The organism is Reichenbachiella sp., from assembly GCF_039944555.1.
Lineage (GTDB): Bacteria > Bacteroidota > Bacteroidia > Cytophagales > Cyclobacteriaceae > Reichenbachiella.
In genome coordinates this window covers 52,752-71,862 of record NZ_JBDUYN010000015.1, presented here as the reverse complement: position 1 = coordinate 71,862, position 19,111 = coordinate 52,752, and the positions used below count along the sequence as shown (strand labels likewise).

Annotated in this window: 17 protein-coding genes; 8 read left to right on the top strand and 9 right to left on the bottom strand. The window is 39.4% G+C overall.

Annotation, left to right across the window (positions count from 1 at the left end):
• Positions 1–162: 162 nt before the first annotated feature.
• The 7 genes from ABJD64_RS22080 to ABJD64_RS22050 all read right to left on the bottom strand — a co-directional run bounded on the left by ABJD64_RS22080 (position 163) and on the right by ABJD64_RS22050 (position 7,657).
• Positions 163–1,212, bottom strand: coding sequence for a FecR domain-containing protein (locus tag ABJD64_RS22080; RefSeq protein ID WP_348181536.1), 1,050 nt, complete (start codon positions 1,210–1,212; stop codon positions 163–165).
• Between the two features lie 91 nt (positions 1,213–1,303).
• On the bottom strand, positions 1,304–1,861 hold the full coding sequence (locus tag ABJD64_RS22075; protein ID WP_348181534.1) for an RNA polymerase sigma-70 factor: 558 nt from the start codon (positions 1,859–1,861) through the stop codon (positions 1,304–1,306).
• A 187-nt stretch (positions 1,862–2,048) separates the two neighbouring features.
• Entirely contained in the window at positions 2,049–4,484 is a 2,436-nt protein-coding gene (locus tag ABJD64_RS22070) for an ABC transporter permease (RefSeq protein WP_348181532.1), read from the bottom strand.
• Positions 4,485–4,710: 226 nt separating this feature from the next.
• A complete protein-coding gene (locus ABJD64_RS22065; RefSeq protein WP_348181531.1) occupies positions 4,711–5,049 on the bottom strand; it encodes a helix-turn-helix transcriptional regulator in 339 nt (112 codons plus the stop codon).
• 550 nt (positions 5,050–5,599) lie between these two features.
• On the bottom strand, positions 5,600–5,743 hold the full coding sequence (locus ABJD64_RS22060) for a hypothetical protein (RefSeq protein WP_348181530.1): 144 nt from the start codon (positions 5,741–5,743) through the stop codon (positions 5,600–5,602).
• Positions 5,744–5,853: 110 nt separating this feature from the next.
• Positions 5,854–6,612 carry a LytTR family DNA-binding domain-containing protein gene (locus tag ABJD64_RS22055; RefSeq protein ID WP_348181529.1) on the bottom strand — a complete coding sequence of 253 codons (759 nt, stop codon included), beginning with the start codon at positions 6,610–6,612 and terminating at the stop codon, positions 5,854–5,856.
• A 1-nt stretch (position 6,613) separates the two neighbouring features.
• Positions 6,614–7,657 (bottom strand): histidine kinase, encoded by a 1,044-nt coding sequence (locus tag ABJD64_RS22050; RefSeq protein ID WP_348181528.1) that lies wholly within the window; start codon positions 7,655–7,657, stop codon positions 6,614–6,616.
• Between the two features lie 267 nt (positions 7,658–7,924).
• Here ABJD64_RS22050 and ABJD64_RS22045 point away from each other — a divergent pair, with 267 nt between their 5' ends.
• Complete coding sequence (locus ABJD64_RS22045; RefSeq protein ID WP_348181527.1) at positions 7,925–8,269, top strand: T9SS type A sorting domain-containing protein; 345 nt, start codon at positions 7,925–7,927, stop codon at positions 8,267–8,269.
• Positions 8,270–8,342: 73 nt separating this feature from the next.
• Here ABJD64_RS22045 and ABJD64_RS22040 read toward each other — a convergent pair whose 3' ends face one another.
• Positions 8,343–10,340 carry an OmpA family protein gene (locus tag ABJD64_RS22040; RefSeq protein ID WP_348181526.1) on the bottom strand — a complete coding sequence of 666 codons (1,998 nt, stop codon included), beginning with the start codon at positions 10,338–10,340 and terminating at the stop codon, positions 8,343–8,345.
• Positions 10,341–10,780: 440 nt separating this feature from the next.
• On the opposite strand from ABJD64_RS22040, the gene ABJD64_RS22035 reads away from it, so the two are divergent.
• The 4 genes from ABJD64_RS22035 to ABJD64_RS22020 all read left to right on the top strand — a co-directional run bounded on the left by ABJD64_RS22035 (position 10,781) and on the right by ABJD64_RS22020 (position 13,579).
• Positions 10,781–11,116, top strand: a complete 336-nt coding sequence (locus ABJD64_RS22035) for a T9SS type A sorting domain-containing protein (protein WP_348181525.1) — start codon at positions 10,781–10,783, stop codon at positions 11,114–11,116.
• Between the two features lie 125 nt (positions 11,117–11,241).
• Complete coding sequence (locus tag ABJD64_RS22030) at positions 11,242–12,336, top strand: histidine kinase (protein ID WP_348181524.1); 1,095 nt, start codon at positions 11,242–11,244, stop codon at positions 12,334–12,336.
• On the top strand, positions 12,317–13,096 hold the full coding sequence (locus tag ABJD64_RS22025) for a LytTR family DNA-binding domain-containing protein (RefSeq protein ID WP_348181523.1): 780 nt from the start codon (positions 12,317–12,319) through the stop codon (positions 13,094–13,096). Before ABJD64_RS22030 ends, ABJD64_RS22025 begins: the two co-directional genes overlap by 20 nt.
• Positions 13,097–13,168: 72 nt before the next feature.
• Positions 13,169–13,579, top strand: coding sequence for an energy transducer TonB (locus ABJD64_RS22020; RefSeq protein WP_348181522.1), 411 nt, complete (start codon positions 13,169–13,171; stop codon positions 13,577–13,579).
• Between the two features lie 2 nt (positions 13,580–13,581).
• On the opposite strand, the gene mutS is transcribed toward ABJD64_RS22020, so the two are convergent.
• Positions 13,582–16,188 (bottom strand): DNA mismatch repair protein MutS, encoded by a 2,607-nt coding sequence (gene mutS / locus ABJD64_RS22015; protein ID WP_348181521.1) that lies wholly within the window; start codon positions 16,186–16,188, stop codon positions 13,582–13,584.
• A 119-nt stretch (positions 16,189–16,307) separates the two neighbouring features.
• Between mutS and ABJD64_RS22010 the strand changes: the two genes are divergently transcribed.
• The 3 genes from ABJD64_RS22010 to ABJD64_RS22000 all read left to right on the top strand — a co-directional run bounded on the left by ABJD64_RS22010 (position 16,308) and on the right by ABJD64_RS22000 (position 19,043).
• Positions 16,308–16,838 carry an RNA methyltransferase gene (locus ABJD64_RS22010; RefSeq protein ID WP_348181520.1) on the top strand — a complete coding sequence of 177 codons (531 nt, stop codon included), beginning with the start codon at positions 16,308–16,310 and terminating at the stop codon, positions 16,836–16,838.
• Positions 16,839–16,900: 62 nt separating this feature from the next.
• On the top strand, positions 16,901–18,304 hold the full coding sequence (gene fumC / locus ABJD64_RS22005; RefSeq protein ID WP_348181519.1) for a class II fumarate hydratase: 1,404 nt from the start codon (positions 16,901–16,903) through the stop codon (positions 18,302–18,304).
• Between the two features lie 109 nt (positions 18,305–18,413).
• A complete protein-coding gene (locus ABJD64_RS22000; protein ID WP_348181518.1) occupies positions 18,414–19,043 on the top strand; it encodes an Ezrin/radixin/moesin family protein in 630 nt (209 codons plus the stop codon).
• Positions 19,044–19,111: the final 68 nt, after the last annotated feature.

Sequence of the window (19,111 nt, the reverse complement as noted above, 5' to 3'; positions counted from 1 at the left end):
ACATTTGTTTCATAATTCAACCCGCGTCCATGTGTAGATCTCGATAATTGCCTCCAAGCTATTTTGAGTGAACTACATTCGACGCCTAGCCTCGGACCTTGTCCGAGGTTTGTTTTTAACTTGTGTTTGCTTCAATATTCATTGTTTTTTGAATTTTAGTTATTATTCTTTTTTGAATTGAATGCTTAGTTTTTTGCCTTTAAGCTGATAATCAAAATTTCTGGAATGACTCATTATCTTCAGCACGTTTTGAAGACTTTGATTTTGAAACTCCCCATGAATACCATTGTATTTCGATAGATCAACAGCACCATAATCAACACTGATTGAAACATCATACCACTCTTCTAATACTCTCTTTACTTCGTCGAAGCTCTCATTTTCAAAGTATATGACGCCTTCTTTCCATGAGAGGATTTCTTTGGCATTGAAAGAATCTTTGGTAAAGTGATCGCTGACTGGATCGAATTTGATGGATTGCCCTGGCTTAAGAAAATAGCTCTGCTCGTCATTTCCTTTTACTCCATTTAAAGCAATTTTTGTTTTCCCGGTAACTAAAGAAATTTTCATTGCGTTTTCCGGATATGCTTTAATATTGAAGGAGGTTCCCAACGCAGTGGTAGTAATCTTACCAGTGGTCACATTGAATGGTAATTCTTTATTTTTTGCCACTTCAAAAAAGGCTTCCCCTTTCAGAATTATGTCGCGATTTTTCTCACCAAAATTGCTGTCATACTCGATTGAGCTTGATGAATTTAATATGACCTTTGATCCATCTCTTAAAAAGACTGTTGATTTTTGACCTCTCGGATTGAATTTTGTTATCTGAGAAGCTTGTGTAACCAGGCCAACAGGATCCGATTCATTTTTCACAATCCATAACATCAATCCGGCACAAACTAACAAAGTAAGGACAGCAGCTATTTTGAGACCCGAGTAATAAAATGTCTTTCTTTTATCAACTCGGTTGTTTGGATAAGTAGCAGATGGCTCAGAGCTAATTCGGCTCCATATCTCAGCTTTCATCCGTGATACACTAATTGAATCTTCGTAAGACCCGTTATCTGAAGATGCTTCCTGCCAGGTGTTCTTGAAAAAGTCAGTTACTTCGTCTTCCTCTTTGGCTGAGACAAGCCAATGGTAAATCTGTTGCAATTCAGCATCGGTACACCTGTCTTCCTTTAACTTTTTTAATAGCTCTATTTTTATCATAAGAATTATGGCTCTTACAACTAAATACAACAAACAGAGAGCGTCTGGTTACTCCCCTCTGAATTTTTCTAAAAAAAACACTTAACAGGTTCTAATGGAGCCAAATAAATAATAGGGGAACATACTCAATAAAAGTCCTAAGATGTTTAATGGATTTCTTGATTTGACTTTCAACGGTATGAATTGAAATGTTTAACTCTTTGGCTATTTCTTTATTTGAATAACCTTTTTCTCTACTGAGCTTGAATATTTCTTGTCTTTTTTCCGGCAGATCAGCAATAGCTTCAGAAAGCAATTCTTTCATCTCATTGAGGAATATCTGATCTTCTGTTTGATGGCTAAAGACCAGGCCTTGGGTAGCCGATGATATCGTTTCAGTCTGAAGCACCTTCTTCTTTAATTTATTCAAAAGTGCATTTTTTGCAATTCGGAAGACATAACCCTCAACTGACAATTCAAGGTTCAACTTGTCTCGATTCGTCCAGACGCTTAAGAAAACATCCTGCACGATTTCTTCGGCCTCTACTCTTGATCTGACATAAAGCAATGAGAAATTTAATAGTTTCTGACTATACAGGTCATAAAACTTACTAAAGGCTTCAAGATTGCCCTTTTTAATTCCAAGAAAGAGTTGATCATTTGAAGACAATTGCGTAATTATTAAGCGTACTTATTACAATTATAATCAATTTAATTCAAAGCCCCCTCTTTTTCGCCGCACATGAGCCTGTATGACAGGTCACAAAAAAGCGTCTACTTATATAAAACGGCATAATAAACACAGGTAAATCCTTCTTCCTTCTGATAAGGGAATTTTTGTCCATTGGTAGATTAAATTATTCCGTTCTCAGCACATCTATTGGATTGGCCAAAGCAGCTTTGTATCCCTGAAATCCAACGGAGCATATGGTAATTAGCAAAACTGCCAAACTTGACAGCCCGAAAACTGTAGCACTAATATTAATTCGGTAAGTGAAAGAATCAAGCCAATGGTTGGCCATCCACCATCCAATGGGCCAAGCTAGCATACTTGCTATGCCTACCAACATTAAATAATGTGTTGAAAGTTTTTGCGTAATACCGAAGACCGACGAACCCAGCACCTTACGAATTCCGATCTCCTTAACTCTTCTTTGCACAGAGAGACGAGACAACCCCAGCAATCCCAACCAGGCAACTATTATAGCAAAAGCGGAAGCTATGTTTGTTACTTTTCGCCAGCGGACTTCGTCTGCATATTTGGAAGCTAGCATTTCGTCAACAAAATTAAAAGTAAAGGGTTTATGCGGATGAGTCTTTTCCCAGCTGTGCTCTAAATAGTCTACGGCATCTATTAGATCACCTGGGCCTAAACGAATCACCATGGTATACAAATTTGGTGGCCAGACATAAGTCGAAATACCAAAAATACCACTCTGTATAGCCACAGGGTCAGTAGCCAGTATGAGCGGTTTTATTTCTTCATGCAACGAACCATAGTGAAAATCTTTCACCACACCGATAATACGGTGTGGCCGACTAAAGCCCTGACCTGGTATTTGTTCATCAAGCGGATTTTCCCAGCCCATCTTTTTGACCAACGACTCGTTTACAATAATATTTGTCGGCAGAATCGATCCAGCGGTATTAAATGCCTCCCCAAGTACGATTCCCATATTCATGGTCTTTAGATAATCCTCATCAACCTGGTTAAAGAAGTAATCCCTTAGACTCTCATCATCCTGTTTAAAACTTAGCTGAGTCCAGGGTTCTCTAAATCCGTTCATGCTGGCTCCTGCACTCAGAATTATCGGATTCTCTGCAATCAAAGTTTTATATCGCTGTATCGATCTCTTGGCCAATTCAGGGCGTTCCGAGGTATGCAGTGTGATTTCAATCAACCTATTTTGATCAAAGCCCAAATCTTTGCTTTGTATAAAATTCATCTGCTGATGAATAACCAGTGTGCCAATAACCAAAAGTACGGCCATGGTAAATTGAAAGACAACCACTCCTTGCGTCGCCAGGCTGCCTTTTTTTGTAAATAAAACAGGGCCTTTCAAAACAGAGATAGGTTTGAAACTGACGAGCACAAAAGCCTGTATCATACCGGTTACTGCACTGATCAAAAAGATCAATAGGACCATAAAGCCTAAATGAGAAACTAAGATCGCGTGATCAAGGGCACCTTCAATCAGGGAATTGAAAGCTGGTAAAAAATAAAAGGTGAGCGCAAGAGAAATAACTGAGGAAATGATGGAAATCATCAATGACTCTAGCATTAATTGCGCTTTGAGGCTGCTACGGCCTCCTCCAAAAATCTTTCTGAGTCCTATTTCTTTTACACGATGTAAAGAGTGGCCGATTGAAAGTGTTACAAAATTCATTAAAGCAATAATTAGTACTATGACAGAAAGTCCCCCTAATATCCAGGCCTTCTTTGGATTAGCTGCTGGATACATGCCTTGAATCTGTGAATCGTAATGAACATCTGTGAGTGGCTGAATACCGACCATTCCTTTGCCAGAATGAACATCCATTTTGTCGCCTATGACTTTCGAAAGCATATCACTTACGTCTAGAGATTGAGGCTCATCGAAAGTAACCCAAGTTTCCGTAAAACTGACGTCATAAGAATTGTACGTTTCATAAGAGGTTACCATTTTCATTCTCTCAAATGGAATCAAAAAATCGAACGGCAGGCTTGAGTTATTTTTCTTATTATCCACTACCGCAGCCACCAAAAAAGTAACCGCGCTGTCGCCAAGAATAAGTTCGAGAGACTGGCCCACAGGATTGAGCATCTCAAAATACTTCGCCGCCTTTTGCTCGGAAAGGACGATAGAGGCCGGTGCACCCAAGGCATTTTTTCCTCCATGGACAATTGGGAAATCGAACATCTCGAAAAAACCAGAATCCGCCATAGCAATTACCTCATCATATGGGATATTGTTTTTCAGAACCGTCCCTCCCACGCTACCGAGCCTGGTGTAATATTCTAGGTTCGGAATATGCTCTGCCAAGTCTTCTGCCAAAGGAATCGGCGTACACCCATTGTGATCTCCGTCGATAATAGCTCGTGAATCGGGGTCCATAGCATATCCATAGAGCCGATAGGTCCGGTCCTTTTTACTATGAAACTGGTCAAATGAAAGCTCATTTTGAATAAATAAGTAGCTGAGAAAAACAAAGGAAATGGCGAGAGCTAATCCTAAAATATTTACCGTTGCATAGAATTTGTACTTTTTCATACTTCTAAATGCCACTGTAATATGACTTTTGTATAATCCCATTGTTCTGAATTTTGTGACTTTCCTCCGGTTAGTAATAATGGAAGGATGAAACAATCGGATCACATGCCAGATGAATCGTAATTTGGCACGACGAATGCTCTTAGTCTTAACATCCTCATCAAATTGTTCGAGTAGGTCGCCAAGTGTTGCTTCAATCAATCGGTCTGAGCAAAACCAAGTCAAAAAATTAACTGCCCACACTGGCGGACGAATATGTTTGCCATCATTATCCATTTGATGATCCAAAATTGAGGTCAGGCAAAAGCTTCCACAATCTCCGTCGCTGCTCTTGCAAGGCGTATAATAAATTCAGACCACTTGAAGTGATTTTGAAGTATCGTTTTCGCCGTCCTCCGCGTGAAGAAGTAGCACCCCGCATTTCAGATTTGACGTGACCCTTATCTTCGAGACGATAAAGTGTAATATGAACGGCACTCAAATTCACATCTCTATCTAGTAGAGTCTTTATTTCTTTAACGATGCTATTTCCATAAGCTGCATTGTCCAAAACACCCACTATCGTCAATATCAGTTCTTCGAATTCTCCTAGCTGATCTTTAGACATATCTATATAATTTGTAAAACAAATATATAGATTTATTTGTATTTAATTTGTAAAACAAATGATTTTGTGAAATTGAACTATTAATAAGCGCTCTGTATCTATCAAAACCACGATGAAATCCAAATGGATTGACAAACCCATACTGCGCACTGTTCTTAAGGATTTGGCAGAATATTAAACAAAATTGGCATAATCCGGAGGTGTGGAAATAATATCATTGCCAAGTAAATTTGAATAATACAGCTATGATTGCATCCATTATAATACTTGCCTTTTTGATGAGCCTTTACATAGGAGCCATGAAATACCAATATGGCCAGGACACGAAGTCTAAAGCCTAAAATAGCTTCAACACGACTTTAGACTGGCTAATTAGGATTGTAAATTGAGCCGCGAAATTGAAGTTCAATATCGATAGCTTCACGAACATGCCTTCTAGGCCTCTTGGTGTTCCCGCCACATATTCTGATTATCTCGACTCAAAAGATTGGTGCCGTAGGGTCTGGTAGAGAATATAAAGACTTCTCATCAATCCTGACATCGCGTTGACCTACCAACATACCAACTGCATAACCAGCGCCATCTTTTCAGCCTCCTGTGTCGACAATTTAATTGATGACTTAACCGGTACTTTTCTAGATACCTTATGAGCCGTAGTGGGTGACTGGGCCTTAAATTTTTTATTCTTGTCCATATCTCTCGTATTTGCACAACTAATAGAATAAACTAATCACTCCAGACAAAGAAGAATCAGACGAACCCGGTATTACCAGGTGTGAATCAGGAAATATTCGGATGAAAAAATTATTTGTTGAGCCAATTTTTAAAATCTGTAGACCGATCGATGCTGACAATAGTTTCCTTTTTTGGCGAGGGTTCCAGGCTAATCTTCAGCCGACCCTTGCTGTAAGCAACCATATCGCTTATCGCACAGATTTGGATAATGAACTGTCGATTTATTCTGAAAAATTGCTCAGGGTCCAACTTGGACTGTAGTTTGTCCAGCGTGTAGTCAACGAGATGCTCATGTCCATCTGTATCTACCAGATACACGTATTTGCCCTCAGCAAAAAAATAGGCGACATCCTTTACTTCAATGGTCTTAACTCTGTCCCCTTTATACACCATGAATCTTTTCTGAAAAGTTGGTTCCAGGTTAGACTGAAGTCCTTGCAAAAGCGTCTGATAATCGACAGGCGTCTGCCTCTGTTGATTATCGTAGAATTTTAAGAGAGCCTCCTTGAGTTCGTTCTTGTTTACAGGCTTCAAAAGGTAATCCAGACTGTTGAGCTTAAAAGCTTTAATGGCATATTGATCATATGCGGTTGTAAATATGATCGGTGTCTTAATCTTTACTTTATCAAAAATATGAAAGCTCAGATCATCTCCTAGATGAATATCTAAAAAAATCAGATCAACTGAATGGTTAGTTAGAAATTCAACAGTGCTAGCTACTGAGTCAAGTTTGGCTACAATCTCCAATTCCGAATCAATGTTCTTAAGTTGGCGAATCAACTTTTCTGCAGCGAGTCTTTCGTCTTCAACTATAATTACTTTAGCCATTCTATATTTCTCTAATCAAAGGTAATTTGGCTATATATTCTCTTTCTGTTTGCAAGAATACGGGCTTAAGTTCAGCCAGCATTTCGTAGCGTGCATTAAGGTTATTCAAACCGATTCCCGTAGACTTTAAACTTTCCTTCCTGAGTTGCAAAGTATTTCTTACAACAACAAACCCATTCTCAGAGCAAATGTGAATTGAAAGAGGGTTTTCTTTGGTAACCTGATTGTGTTTGATAGCATTTTCGACCAAGAGCTGCAAGGACAAGGTGGGAATCATATTTCGTAATCGGCTCTCTGCCACGTCGATTGAATAGGTGAGACTTTCTCCAAATCTAATTTGCTGAAGCGACAAAAAAGAGCGTACAAAAGTCAGTTCATCTTTGAGTAGATGCAGGTTCTTCTCCTGATGCTCTAAAAGGAATCTGTAAATGCGTGAAAATTCATCTATGAATTCTTCAGCTTTTTCCGGGTCTTCATGTATAAGAGCTGAAACAGTATTCAGGCTATTGAATAAAAAATGTGGATTGATTTGGTTTTTTAATGCCTCATATCGGGCAGTCATGTTTTCTTTCTCTAGTTGCTCATTTTTGACTAGTGACATTCTCCAAAGGCTGAAAAAATAATAGCCTTCATAGATACCTACCAATATAAAATCCATGACCAGAGCTATAAACGAATTACCTATCAAATGATCTTGAAGTGAATCATGGTCATAGTCTATTCCAATAGAATAAGTCAAAACAGACAACGGCAGCATCGTTATCATAGCTACAATTGGAGTGATGAGAGAATTGGCGGCGAAGCGAACGTAGGCATTTTTATTCCATGGAAAGGCTTTATTGATCAACGCCAATACATACAGAACCACGCTGGCAACCAGTACAACCAGCACATATCCTTGAATGGCGTTGAGGAAGAAGTTCCCGCAGATATTTATTATGTCGCCCTGAAAATTATTATCCGCAAAACGCACCACAGTCATAAAAACAGAGGCAAGTACCCCTGCAAAGCCAAAGTACAATATGATCCGAAAATTGAACTTCATTCGCTGTAAAGAAAGTGGTTTTTAGGATACATCTGGCATATTAGGGAATGAACGCGTATAAATTGGGTATGAATCTGCCTTATGGCAATTTTTGACTTGTACTATTTCATATCATAAAAAGAGCACTAAAAGTCCATTTCAAGCTCAACTGAAAAGGATTACACTTCACCTAACAATTATTGAACCTCACCCATTTTTGCTTTCCCAGTCTCAATAATCCCGTTACTCTTGCCATATAATTATTGTTCACAACTAAACGATACTTCTATGAAAGCTAGTTTAAAAATCTTAGTAGTCGTGGCATTCACGACAGTTGCAAATGTAGCTTTGGCCAATGTGGACGGAGCAAATGACGAAAAAAGAGTTGAAGTAAGGGCACAGATCTTCTCAGCTAAAAATGACATGGTGTATGTGCAGCTTGAAAAAGCTGGAAAGGGAAAAGTATATATTCAAATTTCGGATCAAGACGGCCATGTGCTTCACTCAGAGTCGGTAAAAGAAGAAGTCAAGGTATTGAAGAGATTTGATGTCTCAAATTTACCGGCAGGGTCTTATTTCTATCAGGTTACTAACGAAAACTATACCCTGAGGAAGAAAATCGAAAAGGAATAAACCTTTTCACAATTCAATCTATTCCGTATTTACTAGTTATGAAAGTCCGTCCTTCCGACGGATTTTTTTGCGCTTAAAAGTATCTTATCTCTACTCTTCTGTTTTTGGCATGCGCCTCCTCAGAGTCGCTTGGATCTATAAGTTTGGTTTCACCATATCCGACCACTTTCGCCTTGTCTTTCTTTAGCCCATGTCCGAATAAAAACTCTCCTACAACGTTGGCTCTGCGAAGTGAGAGCCTTTGATTGTAAGACTGGCTGCCTCTTGGGTCAGTATGCCCACTAATCTCAACCTTATATTTTCCGTCTTTGAGCAAATCCTTATAGAGCTCATTTAACACATTTTTTACTGAGGGGCTCAAGTCTGAACTATTGAATTCTAAATAAACAGTCACCATACCCGGGCCTGGAGGTGCATTCGCAATCCTTACCTGCTCATAGTAATTCTTGAGGCTGTCTGACCAGCTGGAAATTTCATCTTTGGCAATAGACTTAATATAAGGCTTTTCTTCAAAGTCATTTTTCATCTCTACATGAATAAGCTGTGCACCACTTGTCGGAGGTGTAACTGCTCCAGCACTTGGAATCTCAAAATCAAAAGCCAGATTGTCCTGCTCTCTAAAGAAAACATCCAGAAAATACTCACCCTGTGATACTTTCTTTTTCCCATCCAGGACGGTTATTTTCATATTCTTATTGACCGGCACGAACATCTCATATTTTCCATCCTTGTCCGTGTATGTTCTGAAATACAGGGAATCATACACAATTTCTATTTGGGCATTTGGAATAGGATCCTTAGTTTGTTCATCAACGACGGTGCCATTAATCATAATCTCGTTAAAGAGAAGAATTCGATACAAATCCAATGAACCATAACCACCAACTCGGGTAGAGCTAATAAACCCAACCTTGCCATAGGTGGAGAAATAAATATCCTCAGATACCGTATTTATAGGGTAATCCAAATTTATAGGCTTCCGCCATTTCTTTTTCTTACTGTCGTAGGTGGTTTTAAAAACATCATATCCCCCTAGAGAATTGTGCCCTCTTGAACTAAAATATAATGTGCTATCTCCAGCCAGGAATGGAGAGTCTTCATCAAAATCGGTGTTTAATTCTGTGAGCGCTTCAGGCTCGCTCCAGGTATTATCCTCTTGCTTATAAGAAACAAAGAGATCCAAATCATGGCCAAAGGATTGGAAATCAGAAGCAAAAATAATACTCGACTCATCATCGGCTATGTGACAATGCGTATCTGTAGCTTCGACATCATGAAGTTCCAAAGGACCATCCTCCTCCCAAGTATGGTCCACAAGATGTGATTTAAATAGCCTTCCCTCATGAAAGGTAATGAGCTTTGTATGATTTCGATAAACCTGTACGGTGGCATCATGTCTTTTTTCATGACTCGTATGAAAATCAAAAGGATCTGCTACGTGCCACTGATTCAAACTGTCTATGGAGGTATCATGAATGGCCTCAAATGCCAAACCGTCGTGCGCAGTATACTCGCTCGAATCATTTCTGGTCGTAAAAAGTAGCTCTTTAAATCCATCGTACATGACAGGGGCATATTCGCGATATTTAGTGTTTACTTCAGAACCAAAATTCTGAATGACATAACCCTGCGCATCGTGATAATGATGAGCAACATCCTCCAATCGTCTTCGCATTTCATCGACATGAAAGGTAGCAGTGTCCGTCACCAATGAAAGTTCTCGTCTGGCATCGTCAAATTCCTCCAGGTAATAATGTGAAATTGCCAGTAAATAGTCTAAATCCTGATCTCTTTTCGGGGACAACAAGATCACGTCTTTTGCCGAATGTGGCTCGTGCAATTCCAGGTGCACCTGTGCCTGATAAGCGATCAAATCATTGTCCCTATACCCTGAATCCAGTAGCATTTGAAATTGTTCTTCGGCTTTAACAAAATTACCGTTCTTGAAAAGTCTTGCTCCTTTTTTGTAGCTTTTATGACTCGAGGCAGCATCTTGAACTTCCTGAGCATATGAGGAGTTGGTTATTACAGTTATAACCAAAAAAAAGAAAATGGGAATGGATCTTTTCATTGCAACTTGGGTGGATTGACTTTTACTTTAATCAGCGAATTTAAACCCATTAAATGAATCATAAAACAGTTATTTGCAAAATAAGAAGAAATAATTGTTGTTTTTGAAGATTGTTCAGAATATTCTACATCCGAAATATTAGCATGCGGCAACTAACCTAACATTTTACTAAGCATAGAACCCGAAGCCTGGCGTTGGGCACTGACATTAATCGCGCTTTAATTTTTTTCACAATAAGGTCTTTTTTTCTGCCTTTATGCAGGTCCAAATATTCGCTTTCTCAGGTACTGCTAATTCATTAAAATTATTCCAAATACTTCAGCATGGAGACGCTAAATTTCACCCATAAAATAATGAAGCTCACCGGTTTTGACTTTCGCAGGATTTCAGCCGCAGCTATCATTGCCTTGTAATAATTGTTCACAACAAAAAATACTGAAATGAAAGCTTTAAAATTATTGGTGCTCACAATCTTGACACTTTCTTCAGCAGCGTTGGCCCATGCGGACAAAGCAGGAAAAAATAAAACTATTGAAGTAGAAGCTCAAATCTTCTCGCATGATGACATGATATTTGTTCAATTGCAGAACCCAGTTGATAGCAAACTACAATTAACCATTGCTGATCAAAACGGAGTGATACTTCACAAAGAAATTATCAAAAAAGACTTGAAAGTGCTGAAAAGATATGATGTTTCTAAACTGCCAGCAGGGCTATATTCTTACAAGGTATCTGGCGATGCTTATACAGTCATCAAAAAGATTGAAAAGGAGTAATTCGTCAATGATCTAGCTAGCATCTACAGATAGCTCAAAAATTCTTAGTCGTTAAGTAGTTTTGTTTTTGTATCATGCTGAGGATTCTGGTCTGGCCACCAGAATCCTTTTTTTCTTTCCCTTTTATGAATCAATTTTTGCTCACACATAAGGACTTGTCTATCCACCGAACTCATGCCAGACGAAGTTTCAATTGGTGGCGGTGGCTCAGTATCCTACTCATGGGTATTGGCACTCAGTTTTTTGTTGATTTTATATATGGCCTCTTTTATGAAGCATACCTATTTCGTATTCAAGACTATCTAATTGCCATCGTCATAGCATTCATTATCCTGGAAGGCATACGTTTGATCAATCGCAAACTTGAAAGACAACTTCCCTGGATGGAACATATTTCAAAACGATTTCTTGTCCAGTCAGTCATCAACAGCATTTTTGTGGTACTCACTGTTACAGGCCTTAAGTTCTTTTTTAATCATTTATTAGGTGGAGCTAACGTAAAGCCAATCTTTGACGACATAGTGGTAATTACTACCACATTTTCTATCACTGTATTGGTTGTTTCTATAGAAATGGGCATTTATTTTCTTACCCGTTGGAAAAAGTCAATGATTGAATTGGAAAGGTTCAAAAAATCAAGTCTTGAATTTCGACACGAGATGCTAAAAACTCAGGTCAATCCGCACTTTCTTTTCAATAGCCTCAATACACTTTCTTCATTGGTCTATTCAGATCAGGAAACAGCCTATCATTTTATCCGACAACTGGCTAGCGTGTACCGAAATGTGCTGGAACATCGAAACAAGGGACTTGTCACACTCGAAGAAGAACTCAAAGCGACCGCTTCTTACATAGATCTCATGCGATTACGTTTTGGGAATAAACTCAACCTTCAATTTAACATTTCGGAGAATAAAAACTTTCATCAGCTTCCTCCTCTCATGTTGCAGCTGCTTATCGAAAATGCCATTAAGCACAATGTGGTCTCAGAGAAATACCCACTTTCACTCTGGATTACTTTTGAAGATGACCAAATTGTTATTAAAAATACGCTTCGGTTAAGATCTTCGAAAGGGTACTCGTCCAAAATTGGTTTAGATAATATTTGTAGCCATTATGACATTGTCACCAACAAAAAAGTAATCATAGAACAAACGGACGATTTTTTCATCGTTAAAATTCCGTTATTAGAACCTAAATATGAAGGTATTAATTATTGAGGATGAACGATTTGCTCAGGAGGAACTGTGCAGATTTCTGGAGCAAATTAAGGGGTATGAGATTGAGGTAGTGGGGTGCCTGGAATCCGTAGAAGATTCTATTAATTGGTTTGGTTCAAATCAGGAACCTGACCTGGTCTTTATGGATATTCAATTGTCTGACGGACTCAGCTTTGAAATATTTAATGCCACATCGGTTACCTGTCCGGTAATCTTCACTACGGCATTCGAAAATTATGCCATTCAAGCCTTCAAAGTCAATAGTATTGACTACTTGCTCAAGCCAGTAGGGCACGATGAGCTCAAAGCTGCTTTGAACAAATACAATACTATCAAAAATCAGTTTTCAGATCATAAAGAATCTGTACTCAATTCACAACAGGTAAAACAATTGCTCGACCTCAGCATGAAGGCAGTGGAGTATAAGAAGCGTTTCATTATAAAAACAGGGGATAGACTACGCCATGTCTCTGTAGACGATATCGCCTACTTCTATTCGGAAAACGATTATACCTACCTTGTGACTAAAGAGAATACCAAATTCATAATAGATTATAAATTGGACGAATTGCTTGAATTATTAGATCCAATAGAATTTTTTCGCCTATCGCGCAAATACATCTCTAATATCCACTCAGTGAAAATGGTGAATAAATATTTCAATAGCCGTCTGGAGGTTTTAATAGAACCTAGTCCAAAAGACCAGATTTTAATCAGTCGGGTACGAGTCCCAGATTTCTTGAAGTGGCTCGAAAGATAATATTCAATTAATCAACATCAGCTTAAATGTGGTTGATTCGTGTTAATTTTGCGTCACGAAAAATTCAAGACCATGAAACTAACAACTTTAACTATCAGTTTAACTATCAGCCTTTTTCTAGCATTTAATTTTATTCAGAACCAAAGTTTGGCTCAAACAGATGATACTATTTACTCCCTGGCCGATGAACAACCAAACTATCCTGGAGGCATGGCAGGTTTTTTCAAGTACATCCAGACAAATCTGCAATATCCTGAAGCCGCAAAAGCCAAAGGTATAGAAGGTAGAATTTTCGTAGAGTACGTGATAGAGAAGGATGGGAGTATTTCAGGTGCCAAAATATTAAAAGGTCTTAATGCAGAATGCGATAAGGAAGCCATACGATTGGTAATGAACGCCGAGAAATGGGTACCTGGTAAAATTGATGGCAAAGTCGTCAGAGTGAAGATGGCACTTCCTTTAAATTTCAAACTGCCGAACTAATCCTAGTTCTTTCCCTTTAAAATATTTTTGATCTCATTGAGTTTGAGCAAGGCCTCTACTGGTGAGATGGTATTCACGTCTAGTTTGTTGAGCAGTCCCAATACTTCTTCAAAATGCGGATCGCTTTCGAACATGCTTAGCTGAAAATTGTTCTTTGGCATCGATTCGATCTTCTCATCGTGCTGCTCTTTGATTTTATCTTTTTCAAGATGGCTTAAGATTTCATTAGCACGGATCACTACTTCATTAGGCATACCAGCCATCTGAGCCACATGGATACCGAAACTATGTTCACTTCCACCTTCCTTTAACTTGCGCATAAAAATCACTCGATTGTCTAATTCTTTAACTGAGACGTTAAAGTTTTTTACCCTTGGAAAATCCTCAGCTATCTGATTTAACTCGTGGTAATGCGTAGCAAACATCGTCTTGGCATGACACTTTGGATGATTGTGTAAATGCTCTACAATAGACCAGGCAATAGACACCCCATCATAGGTACTTGTACCTCGACCAATTTCATCCATAAGCACCAAACTGTTTTCGCTTAGATTGTTCAAAATACTGGCGGTCTCCGTCATTTCAACCATAAAGGTTGATTCGCCTTTTGACAAATTATCCGATGCCCCGACACGTGTAAATACCTTGTCGATAATGCCAATTTTGGCATAGGTGGCTGGCACGTATGCTCCCATCTGAGCCATAAGTACGATCAACGCTGTTTGCCTTAACAAAGCTGATTTACCTGCCATATTCGGCCCGGTAATAATCATTATCTGCTGAGAGATATCGTCCAGAAACACGGCGTTTGGAATATAATCTTCTCCGGCCGGTAGTTGTGTTTCGATAACAGGATGTCTACCCTCCTTGATATCTATTACCTTCTCATTGTTGACCGAGGGTCGACAATAATTCTGCTTAATCGCAACCTGTGCAAAAGAGAGCAAACAGTCTATTTGTGCTATGCTGCGCGCATTGATTTGAATTTCGGCAACATAGTCTGAGGTGAAGGCAACCAGTTCATTGAATAGTCTGAGTTCGATACTGCTTAGCTTATCCTCGGCATTAAGAATTTTTTCCTCGTAGGTCTTAAGTTCTTCTGTGATATAACGTTCGGCATTTACCAGGGTCTGCTTTCGAATCCACTCTTCAGGCACTTTATCCTTGTGCGCGTTGGAAACCTCCAGGTAATAACCAAAAACCTTGTTGTAAGCTATTTTCAAAGAAGATATACCCGTTCTTTCCTTTTCTCTTTCCTGGATTTGCAGCAAATAGTCCTTTCCCGAAAAAGCAATCTTCCTCAATTCATCCAACTCACTATCAATACCATCATTGATGATATTACCCTGGGTTGCATTTAGAGGTAGCTCTTCTTTCAGATTTACATCAATCTTTTCTAAAAGCTGAGCACAGGGGTTCAGTTTGTCTCCAAATTTCTTTAGGCTTTCATCCGTGGTATTTTCCAGGATTGTTTTGATCGGTGCAATGTTTTTCAGAGCCTTTTTCAGGTGCAACAACTCCCGAGGATTAATTCGCAACGCCGCCACCTTAGAAACGAGTCGCTCTACATCTCCTATTTGTTGCAAGTGTGACAGTACTTGCTCAGTGACCTCTGTTTCTCGAATAAGTGCCTCCACCACATTCAACCTCCCTTCGATTTCTTCCTTTTCTTTCAGAGGCAACACCATCCACTTTTTGAGCAATCGTGCGCCCATGGGTGTCTGTGTTTCATCCAGTACTGCAAGTAGCGGCACACCGTCTGACTGTTGGGGATAAACCAGTTCCAGATTGCGAATGGTAAACTTATCCAACCACACATATCTATCCGTATCTATTCTGGATATCGAAGAAATGTGGCTAATTTCTTTATGCTCAGTTTCTTCAAGATAGAAAAGTATGGCCCCAGCAGCACATATACCCTCCTTCGATTCTTCGATTCCGAAACCTTTCAGGTTTTTGGTATTGAAATGAGTGTTTAATTTTTCGTACCCAAAATCAAATCCATAAATCCACTCTTCCAGGCAAAAGGTGTTAAAATCTTCTCCAAATTGAGTTGCAAACTGTTCGCGGTTATTTTTACAGTAGACTACTTCTGACGGGTTAAAACCCTGGACCATCTTATCGATATAAGAAAGATCTCCGGAAGAAACCATAAATTCCCCGGTGCTCAGGTCCAAAAAAGCAATACCATGAACATCTTTCCCAAAAGCAATGGACGCGAGGTAATTGTTCTTTTTTTGATCGAGTACATTGTCATTCAAAGTCAACCCTGGAGTGACCAATTCTGTTACCCCCCTCTTTACGATGCCTTTGACTGATTTAGGATCCTCAAGCTGATCGCAAATGGCCACGCGATTGCCAGCTCTCACCAGCTTCGGCAAATACGTATCCAGTGAATGATGGGGGAAACCCGCTAGCTCTATATGGGAAGCAGAGCCGTTGGCTCGTTTGGTAAGTACAATATCCAGGATTTTACTTGCCTTTACAGCATCTTGCCCAAACGTCTCATAAAAATCCCCAACACGGAATAATAGCAATGCATCAGGGTGTTTGGCCTTGATGGCATTATACTGTTTCATTAAAGGGGTTTCTTTCTTTGCGGTCGCCATGCTACAGTTGGTTCAAACCACGAATTTAATAAGTCGTGCAAAGTATTGGGACATCACTGAGCAGAAATTCTACGAATCATATTTATTTGCACTTAAGCAAACCAAAAGCTCCGGTATTCATGCGCAAATTGAAAAATGAAGAACTTCAGCGTCACTCTGCTGAAGAGTACAAAGCAGTCAAGAAAAATGATGTGATTCTTATTCTTGACAATGTCCGTAGCTTAAACAATGTGGGCTCTGCATTTAGAACTTCTGATGCCTTCAATGTGAAGAAAATCTACCTTTGTGGAATTACCGGTCAGCCTCCACATCGTGACATCAACAAGACAGCGCTGGGCGCCACAGAGACAGTTGAGTGGGAGCATGTGGAAACGACTCTGGAGGTCATTGAAAAATTGAAACAGGAGAATTGGCAGGTGATGGCCGTGGAGCAGGCGGAGGGCAGCCTCATGCTCAATGAATTTCGTCCCATCGCTGATGAAAAGTATGCCTTTATTTTCGGTAATGAAGTGTTCGGCGTAGAGCAGGAAGCTGTTTCTGCATCTGACCGTTGCCTGGAAATACCTCAATATGGAACTAAACATTCTTTAAATATATCAGTTACAATAGGTGTAGTGCTTTGGCATTACATTTCAAAAATTACAGCTTAATCAACATAAAAAAAGACAAAGAAACCTGTCTATCTTTGTCTGAGTATTGCAAACAATAGATTATGGAATATAGAATCGAAAAAGACACTATGGGGGAGGTAAAAGTACCTGCCGAAAAATACTGGGGTGCACAAACCCAACGCTCTAAAATGAATTTCAAAATTGGTGGAGAGCACATGAAAATGCCAATTGAAATCATCAGAGCTTTTGCTATTTTAAAAAAATCAGCCGCTGAAACTAATACCGAGCTTGGCGTAATGGATAAGAATAAGTCAGATCTTATTGGACAGGTATGTGACGAAATTTTGGAAGGTAAGTTGGATGACCAATTCCCACTGGTGGTTTGGCAAACCGGATCAGGTACACAGTCTAATATGAATTCAAACGAGGTGATAGCCAACCGTGCCCATGTCATCAATGGTGGTTCGCTGACCGATGTGCAGAAAACCATCCACCCAAATGACGATGTAAATAAATCACAATCATCGAATGATACCTTCCCTACTGCCATGCACATCGCGGGCTATAAGATGCTGGTAGAAACTACCATCCCCAAAGTAGAAAAACTGCGAGATACTTTAGCTAAGAAGGTCGACGCCTTTAAGGACGTGGTTAAAATTGGAAGAACGCACTTTATGGACGCCACACCTTTGACTCTGGGCCATGAATTTTCAGGATATGTGGCTCAATTGAACTTCGGATTGAAAGCACTTAAAAATACACTGCCGCATTTGTCAGAACTGGCCCTTGGAGGAACTGCCGTAGGTACTGGTCTGAATACACCAGAAGGTTATGCAGAATTGGTGGCAAAGAAAATCGCCGGTCACGCCGGCCTACCTTTGATTACAGCCGAAAACAAATTTGAAGCGCTTGCTGCTCATGATGCCATAGTTGAATCAAGTGGAGCATTAAAACAATTGGCCGTGAGCCTGATGAAAATAGGCAATGACATTAGATTGTTAGGTTCAGGTCCAAGAAGTGGAATTGGCGAGATCACCATTCCTGAAAATGAACCCGGCTCTTCTATTATGCCAGGAAAGGTAAATCCTACACAGTGCGAGGCCCTGACGATGGTTTGCGCGCAGGTAATTGGCAATGATGTGGCCATTTCGGCAGGAGGGATGACCGGACACTTCGAATTGAATGTCTTCAAACCCATGATGATCTATAATTTGTTGAATTCTGCAAGATTAATCGGAGATGCTTGTGAGTCGTTCAATGACAATTGTGCGATTGGAATTGAGCCTAATTATCCTGTGATCGAAGATAAGTTGGAAAAATCACTCATGTTAGTAACAGCATTAAACACCCACATTGGTTATGAAAATGCTGCTAAAATCGCAAAAAAAGCACATAAAGAAGGGAAAACTTTACGTGAGGCAGCCTTAGAATTGGAATTATTAACCAATGAACAGTTTGATGAATGGGTGGTTCCTGCTGATATGGTAGGCAGTATGAAAAAATAATCAAACATTTCAAAAACTTGAAAAAGTACAATTATTGACTAAATTGACCTATATTTAGTTTAATTTTATTGTACATTAGTCATTATAAGTAGGATTAAATCATAAAATCATGAAGAATATACTAGCAGTTTTTTCACTTTTGATGTTTGTGGCCTTTGTGCCGACGGCGAATGCGCAGATGTCAAAACAGGAAACAAAAGAATGGAAGAAAAGAATTAAAGCGCTTAGCCCAGAGCAATACAAAGCACTTTTAGAGGAAAACAAGTCTCTTAAAGGTCAGCTAAGTAGCTTGAAGAAAGAAGTAGCCGGCGTTGACGATCGTGTCAAAGAAAAAGATGATCAGATCGCTGATTATCAAGATCAGGTTTCTAGCCTGAGAAGAGAGTTGGCTGATGCCAAAAAGAAAGCGGTTGCAGGCTTAGGCAGCGGATCTGCGTCGGGAAATACGCGTTCACTAGGAGCCATATCTGGAGTAGATGAAAAAGGTGTTCTTTTTAAAGTTCAAATTGGCGCTTTCAAAAAGAAGGATTTATCCGATTTCTCAAAAAACAATCCATCCTTCCAAACCGATGAAAAAGATGGTGTAATGAAGTACACCATTGGTCTTTTCAAAGATTACTGGGAAGCCGATACATTCAAGAAATATTTAAGAGAAATGGGTGTCAAAGATGCCTGGATCGTAGCTTTCAAAGACGGCAAGCGTGTACCTATCAAGCAAGTGCTTGAGGGTGTGATCTAAGATCAACAAAACATAAATTCAAAACCCGTCCCGTTAATACCGAGACGGGTTTTTTTGTTTAAATCATA